The organism is Paenisporosarcina sp., assembly GCF_057785155.1.
On sequence record NZ_JBYNRN010000032.1, the window covers coordinates 40,077 to 59,851 of the forward strand.

13 protein-coding genes are annotated in these 19,775 nt (G+C 36.3%); 9 read left to right on the plus strand and 4 right to left on the minus strand.

Going from position 1 to position 19,775, the window contains the following annotated elements:
• Window positions 1-78: 78 nt before the first annotated feature.
• The 3 genes from AC3EA5_RS11370 to AC3EA5_RS11380 all read left to right on the plus strand — a co-directional run bounded on the left by AC3EA5_RS11370 (window position 79) and on the right by AC3EA5_RS11380 (window position 5,551).
• The gene (locus AC3EA5_RS11370; protein ID WP_488608447.1) at window positions 79-1,986 is read left to right on the plus strand and encodes a S8 family peptidase; all 1,908 of its coding nucleotides are present in this window, start codon (window positions 79-81) and stop codon (window positions 1,984-1,986) included.
• A gap of 334 nt (window positions 1,987-2,320) precedes the next feature.
• Window positions 2,321-3,358 carry a C40 family peptidase gene (locus tag AC3EA5_RS11375; RefSeq protein ID WP_488608448.1) on the plus strand — a complete coding sequence of 346 codons (1,038 nt, stop codon included), beginning with the start codon at window positions 2,321-2,323 and terminating at the stop codon, window positions 3,356-3,358.
• A 132-nt stretch (window positions 3,359-3,490) separates the two neighbouring features.
• Entirely contained in the window at window positions 3,491-5,551 is a 2,061-nt protein-coding gene (locus AC3EA5_RS11380; protein WP_488608449.1) for an S-layer homology domain-containing protein, read from the plus strand.
• A 202-nt stretch (window positions 5,552-5,753) separates the two neighbouring features.
• Here AC3EA5_RS11380 and AC3EA5_RS11385 read toward each other — a convergent pair whose 3' ends face one another.
• From AC3EA5_RS11385 to csaB, 4 genes are read right to left on the minus strand one after another with little or no spacing between them, the layout of a single operon-like run.
• Entirely contained in the window at window positions 5,754-7,322 is a 1,569-nt protein-coding gene (locus AC3EA5_RS11385) for a hypothetical protein (RefSeq protein ID WP_488608450.1), read from the minus strand.
• A 33-nt stretch (window positions 7,323-7,355) separates the two neighbouring features.
• Complete coding sequence (gene murJ, locus AC3EA5_RS11390) at window positions 7,356-8,864, minus strand: murein biosynthesis integral membrane protein MurJ (RefSeq protein ID WP_488608451.1); 1,509 nt, start codon at window positions 8,862-8,864, stop codon at window positions 7,356-7,358.
• 54 nt (window positions 8,865-8,918) lie between these two features.
• The gene (locus AC3EA5_RS11395; RefSeq protein WP_488608452.1) at window positions 8,919-10,091 is read right to left on the minus strand and encodes a glycosyltransferase family 4 protein; all 1,173 of its coding nucleotides are present in this window, start codon (window positions 10,089-10,091) and stop codon (window positions 8,919-8,921) included.
• Entirely contained in the window at window positions 10,088-11,209 is a 1,122-nt protein-coding gene (gene csaB / locus AC3EA5_RS11400) for a polysaccharide pyruvyl transferase CsaB (protein WP_488608453.1), read from the minus strand. The genes AC3EA5_RS11395 and csaB overlap by 4 nt, the downstream gene beginning before the upstream one ends.
• 150 nt (window positions 11,210-11,359) lie before the next feature.
• On the opposite strand from csaB, the gene AC3EA5_RS11405 reads away from it, so the two are divergent.
• The 6 genes from AC3EA5_RS11405 to AC3EA5_RS11430 all read left to right on the plus strand — a co-directional run bounded on the left by AC3EA5_RS11405 (window position 11,360) and on the right by AC3EA5_RS11430 (window position 19,564).
• On the plus strand, window positions 11,360-12,076 hold the full coding sequence (locus tag AC3EA5_RS11405) for a WecB/TagA/CpsF family glycosyltransferase (RefSeq protein ID WP_488608454.1): 717 nt from the start codon (window positions 11,360-11,362) through the stop codon (window positions 12,074-12,076).
• Window positions 12,077-12,119: 43 nt separating this feature from the next.
• On the plus strand, window positions 12,120-13,394 hold the full coding sequence (locus AC3EA5_RS11410) for a nucleotide sugar dehydrogenase (RefSeq protein WP_488608455.1): 1,275 nt from the start codon (window positions 12,120-12,122) through the stop codon (window positions 13,392-13,394).
• Window positions 13,395-13,409: 15 nt separating this feature from the next.
• Window positions 13,410-14,279 carry a UTP--glucose-1-phosphate uridylyltransferase GalU gene (gene galU, locus AC3EA5_RS11415; RefSeq protein ID WP_488608461.1) on the plus strand — a complete coding sequence of 290 codons (870 nt, stop codon included), beginning with the start codon at window positions 13,410-13,412 and terminating at the stop codon, window positions 14,277-14,279.
• 7 nt (window positions 14,280-14,286) lie between these two features.
• On the plus strand, window positions 14,287-15,402 hold the full coding sequence (locus tag AC3EA5_RS11420; RefSeq protein ID WP_488608456.1) for a glycosyltransferase family 4 protein: 1,116 nt from the start codon (window positions 14,287-14,289) through the stop codon (window positions 15,400-15,402).
• Window positions 15,403-15,413: 11 nt separating this feature from the next.
• The gene (locus AC3EA5_RS11425) at window positions 15,414-16,808 is read left to right on the plus strand and encodes an O-antigen ligase family protein (protein ID WP_488608457.1); all 1,395 of its coding nucleotides are present in this window, start codon (window positions 15,414-15,416) and stop codon (window positions 16,806-16,808) included.
• 302 nt (window positions 16,809-17,110) lie between these two features.
• Complete coding sequence (locus tag AC3EA5_RS11430) at window positions 17,111-19,564, plus strand: S-layer homology domain-containing protein (RefSeq protein ID WP_488608458.1); 2,454 nt, start codon at window positions 17,111-17,113, stop codon at window positions 19,562-19,564.
• Window positions 19,565-19,775: the final 211 nt, after the last annotated feature.

Consider the following 19,775-nt stretch of genomic DNA (forward strand, 5'->3'; position numbering starts at 1 on the left):
AAAATACCAAGCATTTCTTTAAATAATCTGAGAATTGTTGTATGATTTGCTTAAGATTAAGAGAGTGGGGAATAGATTTTGAAAAAAATCATCATAAGCATAGTTTTAAGTATTAGTTTATTAATACCCATACATAGCAACGCTGAAACAAAACAAAATTATTTAGTATATGATTCACAAAGCAATATTCATGAAATAATGAACGAATTTCCGACCTTTACAAAATCTTTTGATGTTGTTCCAATGATTGAAATACAATTAACCGATTCAGAGAAAAATAGTTTAAAAGAAAAATACCCAAACTCTACAATTTCCGAAGTTCAAATTTATGAAACAGCTGCAACGGTGGATACTGTGCCGTTTCAATTTCCACTGATAAATGCCGAACCTAAAAATACTACCCCGTATACAGGTAAAGGTGTAAAGGTTGCAGTAATTGATTCAGGGATTGATGCTCAGCATGCTGATCTCAAAGTTGCTGGAGGAGTTTGTACCCTCAAAACGAATTGTCCAACTAGTCCATCTTATGATGATGATAATGGGCATGGTACACATGTAGCAGGTGTTATTGCCGCTCAAAAAAATAATTTTGGACTGATTGGTGTTGCACCAAATGTCGAATTATATGCTGTAAAAGTAATGACAAGAACTGGCGGAGGAACAACGACGAATATTGCAGCTGGTGTCGAATGGGCGATTAAACAAAAAGTAGATATTATTAATATGAGTTTAACGACAACTGGAGACGATCAAGCATTAAAACTACTTCTTGAAAAAGCCTATTCAGAAGGTATTACGGTTGTAGCATCTGCGGGTAATGAAGGACTCAACATTCAATCAGACAGTGTACAATATCCAGCAAAATATCCGAATGTTATTGCAGTTTCTGCAACTACTGGATTTAACGCATTATTAGAAGGTTCTTCTATAGGTCCCGAAGTGGAACTTTCTGCACCGGGCGATGGAATCATAAGCACATATCCATCTGACTTAGATAATATTGATGGAAATAAAGACGGCTATGCCACTTTTTCTGGTACTTCGATGGCAGCTCCACATGTCACAGGCGTGTTAGCCTTGTATAAAGAGCGCTTTCCGCACTTTACGAACAAGAGATTAAGAGAGTTAATTTCAAATACTGCTGAAGATTTAGGAACAACAGGCAGAGACCAATCGTTTGGCTATGGTTTAATCAAATATAAACAAGAAATTACTGAAATTCCCTACCCTATAGTAGAAGAACAAGATGGAAAGATAATAATTACGTTACAAAATAGCGAGGATGTAACAAATTCTCAACTTACAAGTAACAATGAAGTAATACACACAAGCAAGGTTAATCAGTGGGAGATCTACAGGTTAAAAGGAGAATATTCTTTCACAATTTCTTACTTAGACAAAAACAATATTCAACAGAAAGATACGTTACAGATGAATGTTGTAAAACCATACTACCCAGACATTGGAGCTTTAAAATGGTACGCTCCACACGTTTCTTATCTTTCGCATAATAAGCTCATTTTTGGACATTTAGATGGAACTTTTAAACCAGACAAACTAATTTCTCGTGCAGAAGCAGTTGCACTTTTAGGAAGGGTATATGGCTTGAATGGGGAGCAAAAGAAAACTAGTTTTAGTGATGTAAGTGCAGGAAGTTTTGCTTCAGGTTATATTCAGTCTGCATTAGAGGAAGGATTAATTTCTGGATTTCCTGATAAAACATTTAGACCTAATCAATCTGTTACTCGTGCAGAAATGGCGATTTTACTTCAAAATGCATATGAATTTAAAGTGAATTCGACCATAGAGTTGAAATACACAGATGTTAGTAATGGTATGGTAAGCTATGAAGCGATACAAGCATTAGAGCAAGCCGGCATTACGAAAGGTTATACAGAAACACAATTCAAACCGGATACCTCCATGACTAGAGCTACTTATAGTGTTTTCATAGCAAGAGCAGAGCGAAGCGATCTATTTAAATAAATACTAAAAAAAATCTCTTAGGAATTTTACTAAGAGATTTTTTGTCGTTTAATATTACAATAAAATCGATTTCTGTAATATTTGCAAAGAATAAATTTCAGTTTCCAAATGTCAAGGTATTTTATTAACCGTTATTTTGATAAATTATTACCAGAAAACCCATTAAATCAACATTATTATATAGTTAGAATAATCTGATTTTTGTTACATGATTGTAATGTAACCGTAACGTAATTATCATGTTTTTTCTGATAATATTTTACTCAGGTTGTTAAAACTATGATAAAGATTACAACATAGATTTTCAAAAACTATATGAGGTGACTAAATACTAATGAAGAAACGAATTATTCAAGTACTTGTGGCAGTTTTAATATTGTCATTCGCTCTACCGTTTATGTCGACGAAAGCCAGTGCCGCATCAGGGAACGAAATAGTAAGTTATGCAAAATCATTATTAGGAACTCGATATGTTTACGGTGGAACAACACCTTCAGGTTTTGACTGTTCTGGATTTACATCTTATGTATACAAGAAAGCTGGAATATCTCTACCAAGAACTTCAGCTTCACAATTTGGAGTTGGAACTTCAGTGAGTCAAAGTAATCTACAAGAAGGCGATCTTGTTTTCTATAACAATTTAGGAAAAGGTCCAACTCACGTAGGTATTTATATTGGTAGTGGAAAATTCATTTCTGCAGAATCCGAAGGAATTGCGATTAGTAACATTAATGATAAATATTATTGGGGTAAATATTATATTGGCGCAAAACGAATTTTAAAAACTAGCACAGTGGTAAATGCAACTCCAGTAGCTCCTCCAGTTACAGATGGTAACTTTAGTGATGTAACAACATCACATCCTGCGTACGTTGCGATTAAAGCTTTAAACATTGATGGAATCGTTAGTGGATTCCCTAATCAAGAATTTCGTCCAACAGCATCAATCACGCGAGGACAAGCTGCAGCAATGATTAACCGTGAATTAAAGTTAACGCCAAAAAGCACATCAAAATTCTCTGATGTGGGTACAACACATTCATTTGCGAAAGATATTACAGCAATGAACGAAGCTGGAATATTAGCAGGTTACTCAAATGGTAAGTTCGGAGTAAATGATTTGCTATCTAAAGCTCAACTAGCAGTAATATTAGAACGTGCATTCAAAATTACTTCCGCAGCAGACAATCAAGCACATACGGCTTCTTATTATAACGATGTTGCAGCATCGTATTGGGCATATGACTCGATCGTCGCTTTGAAAGCAATTGACCAAACAACGGTTTTCCAAACTTCTAAATTCCTTGTTAATGCGAACTCATCTAGAGCTGAGTTTTCTGCAGCACTATATAGTGCTATTGAAGCAAAATAAAATATAACTTTCATGAGCCAGTCTTCTTTCTATGAAGATTGGCTCTTTTTAGTAGTATTCCCAGAAATCTCTTTTTATAAACATAAAAATACTATAAAATAGAATAGACAGAATATAGGGGGAACAGTACAAGTGAAATTATTTACAAAATGGATGTTTGTTTCAATCGTCGCCGTACTCATGGCATTGAATTTATCAGTTCCAACTCCTGCTTTAGCAGATGAACTTACAGGTCGATCACTTGAAAAAGAAATGCGAGCTATGATTGATGAGCAAGTAATTTTTGGTTTTGAAGATGGATCTTACCAACCAGAAGGAAAGGTAACACGTGGTCAATTCGCTGCTTTTATTGATAGAGCTTTAGATTTGCCCGATGGACAACCTTCTTATAAGGATGTCAATTCATCATTAAATTTGGCTACATCTATTAATGCTGTAAATGCAGCAGGTTTAATGAGTGGCTACAGCGACAATACGTTCAAACCAAATGAATTTATTACACGCGAGCAATTAATGGTCACAGTGCAAAATGTATTAAAGTACAATGAAATGGAATTAATAGAAGAACGAATTCTCTTCTCAGATGCAAAAGACTTTGTTTCTTCTGGTGGAGTTCGCGCTGCTTATTACGCAGTACATTATGGCATTACAAGTGGTATTCCTAACGCTGGAACAAACACGATGAGGTTTGAACCTAAAGCTCATACAACACGTGAACAAGCTGCAGCCTTTATTTACCGCTTTAAACAAGCTAAGTTAAACTATGAGCCACCGGTTATTGAAGAGCCTCCTGTGGATCCGGAAGCACCTGTAGATCCAACATTGTACCAATTAGCAACGGTTGTTAATGGTGAACTTGTAAAGACGTCAACAACATACCAAACATACGATCAAGCATTGTCTGTTTATAATGGCAATTCTAGTTATGAAGCGATTTATCGTGGAACTGAGATTATGAAAGTTAAACCAGGCGGAATAGCTTTTGGTGATAACAAAACAGGATCAGGTCCTAATACGACAATTTATTTTGATACTAACTTTAAACAACAAGCTACCTTTATAGAACGTGGTCGCGAAATGAGATACATAGATTCCACGGCTGACTATATTAAAGTGCAAGTAGCTGCAACGATAGGTTATGTGAAGCATTCAGAAACAGATTTAAAACCTAAATCTATTATTAAAGATCGTGATTACTATAATGTGAGTCAATGGGGCACGTTAATCCATAATTTATATAACCATTACTCGAAGGCTAAGGCTAGTTATGCAGTTGGTCCAGCTCCAGCATTTTTAGTACAGGGTCCTAAATATTATAGTCATGATAGTGTTCATTTTATGAATGAACAAGGACAAGGAATAGGAACGAATTTTCCATACTTCCAATATCTATCAGCAAGAACGACGACTAGTTATACCGCAGAAGAATTAGATGCTTATATTGTTAAAGTATTAGCAGAAAAATACCCTGCAAATGGATCCACTTCAAAACTATTAGGTATGGGTGCACATTTTAAAGAATTAGAGGAAACAAAACGAATTAATGCATTATTCATTTTATCTCTTGCTATTCATGAGAGTGCTTATGGAATGAGTGAAAGAGCGCAACAATGTAATAACCTTTTTGGTTTACACATTTATGACTCATTAACAAAAACATGCCCAGCTGCAGGAACTTTTGATACTCCTGAAGAAGGTGCTGATAGTTTAGTAGATAATTTTTGGAACTCACGTTATGTGAACCCCGAGTTTATGGGTGTTCCAGCTCGTAATCTAGGTGCTGCATTCGGAAATAAAACGACTGGTTTCAATGTAAACTATGCTTCTGATCCGACATGGGGAGCTAAAGCGGGTGCACATATGCTTACTTTAGACGCAGCTTTAGGTGGAAAAGATATAAATAAACATAAGCAAATTCTTTTCACAAAATTTGAAGTTGCAACAAACATTAGAACTCAACCTTCAGTTTGGTCTGAAATTCTTTATTCATATCGTCCTAGAAACGTTGGAGTTTACAAAGATTCATTACCTCCAAATGGCTATCCATTAGGTTATCCTTTAACAGTTGTAGACTCAATTGAAGAAGGTGGCTATACATGGTACAAAGTCTATTCAGATAAATTTGTTGATATATCTTCACCAGTATACGGATGGGTTCGCTCAGACGTAGTTAATGTGATCACATATCCATAATAAAAAAAGGGGCTGTCCAAAAGTCATTAAACCTGACTCTTGTGACTACCCCTTTTTCATATCTTAAAATAGCTAGTATTCAAAGAATTGTTGCTTTGTTTCAAGTTAAATCGACAAATTTCCGAGTTTAGCTCGGATTTTTCCGAATTTATAGATGTAGGTATATAAATAAATATAATACTTGACTTACTTTGTACTATTTTTACTCAAGAAGATTAGTAACTTTCTCAATCAATTCTACTTTCTCGCTCTCTAAGTACGAAAGCTTTGAATCAATCATTCTATCAAAATATGCATTTCTAGGCATATTCATAGACTCTAACATTGCTTGCGTTTCTAACAAGTCGACTAACGTAAGTTGAGGATAGTCATCTCCAGAAAATGTCCCATCTGGTTTTGCTTGGTACCATAAGTCACCATTCTCTCGTATCCAACCTCCATCCTCTTGACCAAATGTTTCAATACCTCGAGTGACTTCGTTAGCAACTGTTAAATACTTATCATTCCCAGTAGAATCATAAGCGCTTAATAGAATCTTTAAACCACCTAGTTCATGATTTAAGGAAGCATGGGTAATTTTAGTGTCTTCACGGTTGTCAAAATAATCTACGATTAAAAAGCCTTCTGTAGCTTCAATAATGTCTTTCTCTTCAACCCGTGAAAGTAAATAATCCGCATACAAAGGAACGAACATGGTTTCACTATCAATCTCTTCACCAAAAATAACAGGTAGTTTATCTAAATAAAATGCGACGTATTCATTAAAGCGTGTATCGACATAGGGAGCATGAAGTCCATATGCATTTTTCAGCCACATGCTTGTATACTCTGTCGGCCATCTTGAACTACCATACTCATTATTATAAGACATTAAATTTACACGCGAATTCAAAGCCATACTTTCATGGAATACAGAGCCATCCTTCTCATACCAGCTTAATGCAATGTCATCCTCAAAACGTCCCATAGCACGACCATAGCCCATTTTAGTGCCTGGCTCAATAGAATAAGGTAGTTTCGTAAAAGGACCATTTACAGTTAGCCAGTTTAGTTGGGAAGTTTGATTGGTTAAACTAAATTCAATCCAATCTTTCTGAGCATTCTCACTACTAAACAAATCTTCCTTACTATGTAATGCCCATGATTCAGCCAACTTACCTGGCCAAATGATAAAGCTTTGAGTAAGTTCTTGGCCTTCAATCTTTAATTCTCGAATTTCTTTATCTAGTTCTCTAATAATACTTTGTTCATCTTTAGAATAACTGGTTGTCACTATCTCAGAAAGGTACACATTTCCCTTAATAATTTGTAAATCTTTACTTTTGATAAGTCCCCATGGATTAACAGTAGGATCTACACCAAAATCAGGATGATGAGGATGTTCCACAATACGAGGGTTCCATGAAATAGTGTCCGCAATACTTGAATTTAAATGAAATTCAAAAGTAACAGGTAGGGGTAATAGCTCACTACTAAATCTTTCGAAAACAAAAGAAGTGTCATTTCCTAATTTTCGTTCAACTAACTCAAAGCTACCGGCTTGTTGACCAAAAAGCTTAAAATTAAATAATTGAATCTGATCTGTCGTATTTTCAAACTCAACTGATTGAATACCTTCTTCTTCAACAGATAATATGGCCGGGAACAAAATATGGTAAGTTCCACCGTCACCTATACTCACTTCTAAATCTTCCTTAACAAATAAACTTCCAAAAATAATTAAACATAAACCTATTAGAATTCCTAGACCAACTATAACTCTTTTCTTCATTCAAACACCGCCTTAAAACATTTCACTACTTTTTTATCTTCTAACCATCTGAACAATACGATTAAAGCCAACCGGGTAAACGACTTTCAATATTACCGCATAAACAGCTATTCCAATTGGAATCAGCACACCGAGCTGTATCAACGAGTACCATTCCTCAGCATCTAAGAACTCCTTAGCTCCCCAAACAACCAATCCCATCATGACAGCTGGAATAACAACCCGAACACTCATCTGTGCAAATCGTTTAAACTCGCTAGCACCTAAATCTCGATATACCACGATCATTGATACCGCAAAGTAGTACACACTCACAATCGAAGCAGAAAAAGCCAGGGCCGGATATCCATAATCATCAACCAACCACCAGTTCAGCAAGAAGTTTACTAAAATTGTCGTTACGCTAATACGAAAAACTACTGCGGTTTTTCCCCGAGCATACATAGACTTCGATAAAATCAGCTGCATCCCTTGAAATACAATAATTGGTAAGTAAAATAGTAATGCCAAGTACGTATTCGCGGTATCTTCCGAAGTGAACCTTCCGCGTTCATACACAAAAGATATCGCCGCATCTCCGACAACCAATAACCCAATGGCGATGGGCAACAATGTAACTAACGAAATTTCCATACCTCTAAAGAAGGTATCTTTAAACTTAGCTAAATTCTCCGTTTGTTCACTCATTAAAGTAAAGATAATCGCAGCTAAAGTAGTTGCATAGATCGCATTTGGAATACTCACTAATAACGAAGAATTATTCAAGTACGACACGGCACCTTCACTTACACCAGAAGCAAATGCTTTATTCACAAATAAATTTACTTGCCCTACAACTGAATTTAGCAGGGAGGGGATAATTAAAATAATAAAAGCTTTTTTAAAATCACTTTCCATTGCAAAGTCAGGTCGCCATTTGTAATCCGACTTTCCTAAGAAAAATAATTGAATCACAACACCAAGCACGGTACCAAAAACAAATCCATACACAAGCGAATAAATTCCCCACATGTCACTAAACAATAAAGCAAAGACCGCAGCCATTAATGTTGCGAGTAACTTAGCCAGTTGAGAAGGGACAAAAATTCGTCTTGATTGCAAATAAGAGTCCAATAAACCAGTTAATGCAATCATTGTCATGAATGCAAAGAAGATTTGGGTCATACGAACAGCATACGGTTCAATTTCTTCCTTCATGTTGCCATATAAAAAAGGAACAAATGCATAGGCAAACATCCAACCTAAAAAACTGACAACTATAAAAATCAACATGGTCCAGTTCAATAACGCATTCGCATTTTGATCTGTTGTATCACTACCTAATTTTCGTCGCTTCACATACATCGGTAAAAATACATTATTAAATCCAGTTGAAATCATGGCAACAACCAAAGTAATAAATCCAAATGCTAAAAAGTAACCATCCGTTTCAGCACTAACACCAAATTCACGAGCGACAATCGCTTCTCGAATAAAACCAGATAACTTTAACAATAAAGCGAGACCCGTTGTCCACAAAGCCGCTTTTTTTAAACTACTCAATTCGTCCACCTACTTAGAAAAGCTCCTTGCACAAAACCTGCAAGGAGCTTTAAATTATTTAGCGAGAGCTCGCTTGTAAATCGATTCGTATTTTTCAGCAGCAGCAAAGTGAGAATACTCGTCGATGATTTTCTGACGAGCAGCAGTAGCTAACTGTGAACCTTCTTCTTTATTATTTAATAATCGAATCATGGCATTGGTTAAATCTTCAATATTACGTTCTTCAACAAGCAGACCATCTTTTTCGTGATCAACGATTTCTTTCAATCCACCAACAGCGCAAGCAATCAAAGGAACACCAGAGCCCATCGCTTCTAATGCAGAAATCGATGTGGCTTCTTCTACACCAGCACTATATATTGAAGGAACTAAAACCACATCACTTAATGCGTAGTACTCAATCATGTCTTTATGGTCAACAGCCCCAAGCATTGTTACACGATCTGCAACACCAAGTTCAGATGCTTTAGATTTCAACTCTTCAAACATTTCTCCAGTTCCTGCAAACACGACACGTGCATTCGGGAACTTCTCCAATACAGGAGGGAAGGAAAGGACTGGATAGATAACTCCATTTTTGCGAGTCAAGCGACGAGGTACAAAGAAAATTAAATCGTCTTGGCTAAATCCGTATTTTTCACGGAATTCTGAACGACGCTCAACTTCCGGTTTGAAAGACTCCACGTCGATAAAGTTTTTAATCATCGAGCCAACGACACCAGTTTCACGTTCAACGTACTCTTTAATGCGAGTATCAACGGTAATAACAGCTTTAGTTGCCGTATAAGCAATACGCTCGTCCGCCATTAATTTATCAGCTTGTTTTGAACCTTCGTCAACAGATCCTTTTGAGATACTTTCATAAGTTAAGTAACCATGAACCGTACTTACTGTTGGGATCCCAGAAGCCAAAGCGGCCATCGTAGCAAAAACATCTTGAGCATTGACCAAATCATAATCGCTTCCGATACGTTCTTTAACCAATTTCTCAATGAATTCTTTACGACGTTGAAGCGACCATACATAACCAGAACCTTTTTTGACTTTATTTAAAATAAAAGCAGGTCCGCGTGCGATAAATTGGCGTTTCCAAACAGGCACATCACTGAAGGAAACGATATCTACCTGGTGTCCGCGATTTTCTAAACCAGTTTTTAATGTAGCTAAATGAGTCGATAAACCACCTAAATGTGGGTAATCATATGAAGTAGCGAGTAAAATTTTCACTTGGCAGTCCTCCCAAACTTCTCTTTTAATAAGCTTACATTGCGTCGAGCTTCTTGACGAAGTACTTCCACATTAGGTTCCATCATGGCTTTTACTTCAGCAGAATGGTCTAAGGCATAAATTGCTTCAGTCAATAAAGCTTCTTTCGTAAAGTCTTCAAGCGGGAATGAATGCTTCCACATGCCTGAACGTTTTAAAAAGCTTTCGACTTTACGGTCATAACTTAATCCAATATGCGGTACATTCGATAACGCTGCAAAAATTAAGGCATGTAAACGTAGGGCAAGTGTTAAATCTGTTTGTCCAATGAAGTTATAAAATTGGTTAGGCGTGAATTGTTCACCTAATAATTTTGTAGCGTCAGCGTGTTTCATTTTTGCTAAGATCTTTTTCGAAACATTCGTATCGTATGGAGGCTCCATTGGGACAAAAACTGGAGTCACTTGACGTTGTTCAATTAATTCGTCAAGAACCCAAGCCATTTTCTCGATATATTCTTCTTCTTGTTCAAACCACGGACGTGGAGCAACCGCAACTAACTTCTCTCTGCCGTCTAATTGAAGTGAATCATATGCAGATGTATCAGTCGTACCTTGGAAAGCAAAAACGATGTCTGCAGTAACAACCGTTTCAGGTCGCTTTACACCCAATGAATGAAGATATTCCTTAGAATAATCATCACGAACTGTAACGAAATCAGCCATGTTTGCGAATACTTTCATTAATATTTTGCCCCAAGTAGAAGTGACGGGTCCAATTCCTTGAGAAAAGAACATAACCTTAGCTCCGCAAAGCTTCGCCAAGAATACGATTAATAAATAATATGGAAGCGGTCCAAATAAAAATTTCGTAGGGTATGTGTCTTGCAGTAGGCCACCACCACCAGAAATAAGTAAATCAGCATCTCGAAGTGCTTTGACTTTTTCTTTATTCCCATGACGCCACCCGCGATACACTGATTTAACTCCGTGCTCTTTAGCCGTTTGTTCAGGTGATAACGAAAAAACCGTGATGTCAGGATTGTTTAACTCAGAACGCAAATTATCCACAATCGCTTTTAAAATAGCTTCATCGCCTGTATTACCAAGACCATAAAAGCCAGAAAGTACAATTTTCAAAATAAATCCTCCTCATAAAGAAAGCTTTCACACAGGTGGTGAAAGCAACACTATCTCCAAATTTTATCACTTGTAGAGGAGCCTATGCAACTAAACATAAAATCTGCTATACTATATCAATTGAAAGTGAACGAATTGAGGTTAGGAAACGTGAAAAAAACTTACTTAGGCGTGAATGTATCGCCCTTATCATACGAAGGAATCATTTCTGAAATAAAAGCGAGAATGTCTAAAAATGAACAGTCTACAATCATAGCTGTCAACCCTGAGAAAATCATTACGGCTCAGAAGAATCCCGAAGTAAAAGATCTAATAAATAATTCTACTTTTCAAATTGCTGATGGTGTGGGAGTCTTACTAGCATCAAAAGTAAAAGGTGGTATGATTACATCTCGTGTTACTGGGGTAGATATGATGGGTAAACTTCTTGATTTTGCTGCAAATGAAGGGCATCCAGTTTATTTCTATGGAGCGAAAGAAGAAGTAGTGACGAAAGCGATTTCAGAAATTACGAAAGAACGACCGAATATTATCGTAGCTGGTTATACCAATGGTTATGATAAACACGAAGACGCTCTACTCAAACGAATCCATAATAGTGGAGCTAAGGTATTATTTGTTGCCCTTGGTAGCCCTAAACAAGAATTGTGGATAAAAAGGAACCTAACGAACCTGCCAAACGTTCTTGTTTTCCAAGGAGTTGGTGGGAGTTTTGATGTGTTTTCTGGGTTAGTCAAAAGAGCACCCGCACTTTTCCGGAAACTTGGGTTAGAATGGTTGTATCGACTTGCTAGTAATCCATCACGAATTCGTCGGCAAATGAATTTACCTATCTTTTTACTTAAAGTTTTAAAAGAACGAAAATAAAATCCCTACTATTATATAGATTATTATCTGAAGGAGAATTCAAATGAAAAAATCCATTTGTGTTGTTGGTCTAGGATATATTGGATTACCAACTGCGGTCATGTTTGCGAATCACGGACATCAAGTACATGGTGTGGACGTAAACGAAAAAGCAATTACAATGATTCAAAACAAACAACTTCATATAGAAGAAAACGGCTTACAAGAACGATTAGACAAAGCAATTGATTCGGGTACTTTAACTGTTTCGACCAAACCAATTAAAGCAGATGTTTTTATCATTGCGGTTCCGTCACCGATAAAAGCCGACAAAACAGCGGACCTGGAATATGTTCGTATAGCAACGGCTTCAACAGTCCCATTTTTAGAAAAAGGAAACTTGGTTATTCTTGAATCAACAGTTCCTCCACGAACTGTAGAAGATGTTATGATGCCAGAACTAGTCAAGTCTAACCTTGAAATCGGAACTGAGCTTTTTGTATCTCATTCACCTGAACGGGTAATTCCAGGAAAGGTGTTTGAAGAATTAGTTACAAATGACCGTATCATTGGTGGAATTAACAAAGAATCTGCTCGCCAAACGACTGAATTATATCAATCCTTTGTAGAAGGGAATATGCACGAAACCGATGCCACTACTGCTGAACTTGTAAAAGTAATGGAGAATACGTATCGGGATGTAAACATTGCCTTCGCGAACGAACTGGCAAAAATCGCTCAAAACATTGGTGTTAATGTCTGGGAAGCAATTAAATTAGCTAATTTCCATCCACGTGTAAATATTCACTTTCCAGGACCTGGTGTTGGCGGACACTGTATAGCAGTCGATCCATGGTTCTTAGTAGAGTTAGATCCAGAACAATCAAAAATGATTCATTTAGCTCGTAAGACTAATGATGGTATGCCGTCGTATACTGCACAATTAACTGCGGATATTTTAAATGCAAAAGGCATTAAAGATCCTAAAATAGCAGTTTTTGGACTAGCTTTCAAAGGAAATATCGACGATATGCGTGAGAGTCCATCAGTTGAAGTGGTAGAACAATTAATTGAACGTAAAATGAATCTTATGGCATTCGATCCACATATCAAAAACAATAACTTACCTGAGCAAACGCAAGTTCAAGATGATGCGTTGTCAGGTGCTTCAGCTATATTGATTTTGACGGATCACCAAGTATTTAAAGATATTCGTCCTAACGATATTAAATCTCAAATGAAGCATCACGTAGTGATTGATACGAAAAATTGTATCGATCGTGAAACGTGGGAAGCTGCAGGATTTGACGTGTATCTTTTAGGAGATGCGAAAAACTAAGGAGGTAATGGTTTGATGAAAAAAGTAAGAAAAGCCATTATACCTGCTGCAGGACTAGGTACTCGCTTTTTACCAGCCACAAAGGCAATGCCAAAGGAAATGCTTCCCATTGTCGATAAACCAACCATTCAATATATTGTAGAAGAAGCGATTGCTTCAGGTATTGAAGACATTATTATCGTCACAGGGAAAGACAAACGTGCAATCGAAGATCACTTTGACTCTGCTCCGCTTTTAGAAGATACATTAGAGCGTAAAGAGAAGTTCGATTTACTAGCTGAAGTGCAGAGCTCAGGTAAAGTTGAAATACATTACATTCGTCAAAAAGCTCCTTTAGGATTAGGTCATGCTGTTTGGACAGCACGCAAATTTATTGGTGATGAACCTTTTGCTATTTTACTTGGAGATGATATTGTACAAGCTGAAGTCCCATGTCTCAAGCAGTTAATGGACCAATATGATAAAACACAATCTTCAGTGATCAGTATTATGGATGTTGCACCTGAAGAAACAGATCGTTATGGAATTATTGATCCTTATGAACAGGATGGGAATTTGTATAAAGTGAAGAAGTTTGTAGAAAAACCTAAACTTGGAACTGCTCCTTCGAATAAAGCCATCACGGGAAGGTACATTTTTACACCTGAGATATTTTCTTATTTAAATGAAATGGAAATAGGAGCAGGTGGAGAAATACAATTAACCGATGCAATTGAAAAATTAAACCAAGTGCAACAAGTTTACGCATATGAATTCGAAGGTCAGCGTTTTGATGTAGGAGAAAAATTAGGGTTTGTGACTACTACGATTGAAATGGCGCTGCAACGACCTGATTTGAAAGACGGATTAATAGAATTCATGAAAAAGAAATTAGAACAAGGATGATGCTTTTATGAAAATCCTTTTGTTAACGAATATGTATCCTTCAGAACAAGCACCAAATTACGGGGTGTTTGTTCAACGAACGGAAAACATATTAAAAGATGCTGGTCACTCAATCATTCTAGTGAAACTAACTAAAACAAACTCGAAAATGAAAAAGCTAATTGGATATATCCGATATGCTCTTTCATTTTTCATGAAAACCCATTTTACTAAACCCGATGTTATTTATGTACACTACGCTTCACAAAACGCAAAACTGATTCAATTGATGAAGAAATGGAAGACGTCAATCCCCATCATTTTAAACACACATGGAACAGATATCTTGCCTCAAACAAAAGCACAAGAACAGTATCAACCGGATGTTCAAAAAATGATGAAAGTCATTGATCAAGTTATTGTGCCATCCTCCTATTATCAACAAGTAGTAAAAGAAAAGTATGAAGTATCTTGTCCTATCACCATTTTCCCATCCGGTGGAGTTGACACAGAGCTTTTCCAACCAAATGATGAATTTGGGAATAGCTTTAGGGAATCTCACAATATTTCAAAAGATAAAATTGTTATAAGCTATATTTCAAGAGTGGATCCATTTAAAGGGTGGGATACTCTCATTGATAGCATATCAATTATCAAAAAACATAATCCTGAAAACTTTAAGAAGCTTCATATTCTAATGGCTGGATCAGGTTCACAAGATCATACATTAAACACGATGGTTAATGCTTGCGAATTAAATTCTTCCATCACTCGATTACCCATGTTAACTCAAAAACAAATGGTTGAAGTGTTTAATGCGTCAGACATTTTTTGTTTTCCATCTCATCAAGAAAGTTTAGGATTAGTAGGTTTAGAGGCAATGGCATGCGGAATTCCACTAATAGCTAGTGACATCCCTGGTACAAGAGATTATGTGAATGAAGAAAATGCTCTAACTTTTCAAGCGAGTAACGCAAGTGAATTAGCTGATCAAATAATAGTTTATGCTAATTTATCAGAAACAGAAAAAAAAGCTCTGAGTCGAAATGCTCTCCATACAGCGAAATATTTTGATCAGAATTTAGTTGCTAAAAGGCTCAAAAACGTATTTGAAAAACAAAAACCTTCTATAGAAAGCGAATGAGGATGAAATCAATGATGAAGAACCAACGATTTTTACTTTTCATGGTTGCATTTATTGTATTGCAACCAGTAATTGATATATTAACTACTGCAACTATTCTTTGGACAGATTTATCGATCTCAGTTGGAATTGTATTACGAACACTTTATTTCTTACTGATGACGGTATTTATTCTTTATATGGCATTCCAATCGAAACGAGCTAAATATTACCTAGCCTATCTCGTTGGTCTATTCATCTTACTGATTATAAATATAGCAATGAATATGCAAATAAAGGATCCATACTATTTGGTTCAAGAGTTAACCTTCTTTAATAAAGCCGTGTACTTTCATGTCATGTTATTCGGTTTCCTATTAATTTTTGAGCAACTGAAACTAAATGGAACGAATGTAAAAGAACAAATCATCAGAACGTTCCTTACATCTTCAATAATTATTAGTGCTGTATTTATAGTGGCTCAGCTAACACAAACAAGCATGAAAAATTATGTGCGTTCGAAAGAAGGATGGACAGGATGGTTCTATGCTGGTAACGAGATAGGGGCTATCATGGCCATTTTGCTACCAATTACAGCACTATATGCTGTACAAAAAACAAGCAGCTGGAAAGATATTAAATACTGGATTCCGTTTGTAGGTTTGTCTTTATCCATGCTCGCACTTGGAACAAAGGTAGGATATGGTGGAATTGTAGTAGTATTACTCAGTGCTTTAATAGGGAGTTTAATTTTATGGGCTTGGAATAAAAAATCTTCATTTAAAATCAATACGATGGTAAGCGGACTATTTCTAGTAATACTAATAGCGGTAACACCGTTTACACCAGTGTTTCATAATATGTACGCTCATCTTGGGATTTTAGGAATTGATTTTTCAAATAAGGATAATGAACCTGAGTTAGGATTAGGAGAAAATATCGATGATGAGGATACAGAAGATCAAGAGATTACTAATGAGCAATTTCAAAATTTAGTATTTAGCAGTAGAGAACAGTATGCAGAAAATTATAAGAAAGAATTTAATGAAGCTCCACTAGCGCAGAAGCTTTTTGGAATGGGCTATGCTGGTAACTACGATGTGCCAACAAAAGAAAAGCCATTAAAAATAGTTGAAATGGACTTCCACGATTTCTTTTATACATTTGGGATTTTAGGTTTTATCTATTTAATAGCACCGTTAGTCTACTTGGCAAGTAAATATGTTTTACGTATTATTCAGAATTTTAAATACCATTTCAACTATTTTACGATTTTTACAGGTGTATCCTTTCTTTTAGGAATTGGTATTAGTTATACAGCAGGACATGTGCTCACCGCACCAAGTGTTTCTATCTATTTAGGTGCATTATTGGCAATACTGTCGATTTATGGTGAAACTAAACTACTAAGAAATGTTAAAAAATAGGTATTATGGCAAGTGTAATATAACCCTATTTTCGAAATAAACTAATTTTTATCATATTTTTCTATGTTTTTAGTTGAAAAAAGGAAATTCTTTGTTATTATAGAATGAGAGTTTAAAAAGTTCCCAATTTCTTCTTGTGTTCCCATTACAGACGTTTCATACTTTTTTAATAAAAGTAATAATAATGTCAAAGAATAGTAGCATAAGATAGAAATTGTTGGTACAATTTAAACTGTGCAATAAAGTTGATGCAAATCAACTCATATCACAGAATGAACGAAAAAACAGGAGGAATACTACACATGGCTTACCAACCAAAGTCGTACAAAAAATTCGTTGCAACTGCAGCGACTGCTACATTAGTAGCATCAGCAATCGTACCAGTAGCATCAGCTAACGGTGCATCAACTGCAGCATTTACGGATGTTTCTGCAAAATACCAAGTAGCAGTAGATTACTTAGTAGAAAACAACATCACAGTAGGTTTAACTGAAACTTCTTTCGGTATCGACTCTACAATCAAACGTGGTGATGCTGCGATCATGCTTGCAAAAGCATTAGGTATCGTAGATGACAGCAATGCAGCACCATCAGGTTTCACTGATGTTCCTGCTCGTGCAGCACTAGCAATCAATTCTTTAAAAGCTGCTGGAATCATCAATGGTAAAACAACTACTAGTTTTGGTTTTGAAGATAACTTAACTCGTGGTGAAGTTGCATTAATCATGGCTAACGTTAAAGCTTACGATCTTAAAGGTGATACTTCTTCATTGAAATTCACTGACGTTAGCTCTCGTTACGCTTCAGCTGTTGCTGGATTTGTAGAAGCTGGAATTACTTCAGGTAAAACTGCTACTACTTTCGGTACTGGCGATGCAATCAAACGTGGAGACTTCGCAATCTTCGTTTATAAAGCTGAAACATTAGTTCCTGCAACTCCTGCAGTTGTATCTGTAAGTGCTGCAAACGCTAAAGAACTTCAATTTGTATTTAACCAAGCAATTAAAGAAGAATCTGTTATCGATGCAAATGATGACTTAGTAGCTGGCGTAATCTTGTTGAATTCTGCTGATGCTCGTACGTCTGTAGATAATGCTTATTTAAGTGCAGATGGCAAAACTTTAACATTAGTTGCAAACACTACTTGGAACGGCTCTTACGCTGCTGAAGTAGTTAAAGATAAAATCGAAGCTGAAAATGGCAAAAAAGTAGCTGAGTTCAAAGCATTCGTTTCTGTTAGCGATACTACACGTCCTACTTTTGCTGGCGTAACTTATGAGCCATCGGGAGCTGCTAAGTTCACTTTCAGTGAGCCGTTGGATGAAACTACTACTACAATCGCTTCTAAATTAGTAGTTTCCGGTGGAACTTCGGTTTCTATCGGTGCAGGTGATATTAATCTAGCTACTGATAAGAAGTCATTCACTGTTGTTCTTCCTGCAACAATGACTAAAGATGCATCTTATACATTTGCTTTCACTGGTTTGAAGGACTTTGCTGGTAATTTAGTAAGTCCAAATCCACTTTTAGCAACAGTTGTTAAAGCTGATCGTGACACAACAAAACCAACAGTAACAAATGTAGCTGCACTTGATACAGGTAAACTACAAGTTACATTCTCTGAAAAAATCCAAACAACTGGTGCTACAGTAACAGTTGGAAATAATGTATCTTCAACATATACATTAGATAGCACTGGAACAATTGCTACTTTCACTAATGTTACAGGCTTAACTGCAGGTGTTCAATCGGTTACAATTAAAGGCGCTAAAGATTTAGCAGGATTAACATTAGATGATGTTACTCGCGTAATTCAAGTTTCTGCTGATACAACGGCACCTGCTTATGCAAGCCATGCAGTTGAAACAGTTAATGCAGACCGTTTCTTGGTTGTAACTTATAATGAAGAAGTGACTGCAAACCAAGCTAAATCTGTAACAGGTTCTTATGTTGATACCAACAGCATTACGCGTGCGATTACACCTATTACTGGTGCTGATATCACTACAGGAACAGATAAGAAATCTGTACGTATCAAATTGCCAACAACAGCTGGAACTTACACTTTGAGCCTACCAGTAGGTTTGGCTGAAGATACTTCTGCAGCAACTAATGATTCTGCAGCCCGTACTGTATCCTTCACTGTTGGTACTGCAGTTGATACGACTAAACCAGCTGTATTAACATATGCTCAAGCTGATAATAAAGTAACTGTTACTTTCGATCGTGAAGTGACTGCAGCATCTGCTCTAAATGTAAACAACTACTCTATCGATGGAGTTTCTTCACCATTTGAATCTGCAATCTTCAAAGGTGATGCAAAAACTGTTGAATTGACATTGAAAAACGATGTAATCACTACAAACGGCGTTCGTAACTACACTGTAAGCAATGTTGTGTCAACTGTTGGTTCAGTTATGGATGCTAAAACTGGAACATACAATTTCGACGAAAACGTACGTCCAACTGTAACTAGTGCTAAAGTTGTTTCTGCTACAACTATCGAAGTTACTTTAAGTGAAGCTCTTGCAACTGGAACTGTTGGAAATGACTTCGATGTATTCCAAGGTTCTTCTACAACTGCTTTGACAGAAGTAAATGAAACAATCTCTGGTACTAACAAAGTTGTTATTACTTTGAGCGCACCACTTGATTCACTATCTGGTTTAACTATTAAACCATCTTCTGCAGTTAATCTAACAGACGTTAACGGAAACGTTGTAAACTTTGTTGGACCACTTGCTGTAACAAACTAATTAGCATACTTTTAAAAGGAAGTTTTCTCTTCATGAGAAAACTTCCTTTTTTTATACCTCAAATTTTAACGGTTCTATAATAAATGTTGGGGTAAGCACACAATTTAGCGCATGAAAAAAGCACGACATCATCCATATCTTATATACTTGAATTGTCGAGAAACAAGTAAGAATGGAGATGCGTGCAGATGAATTTTAACATGTTTTTGCC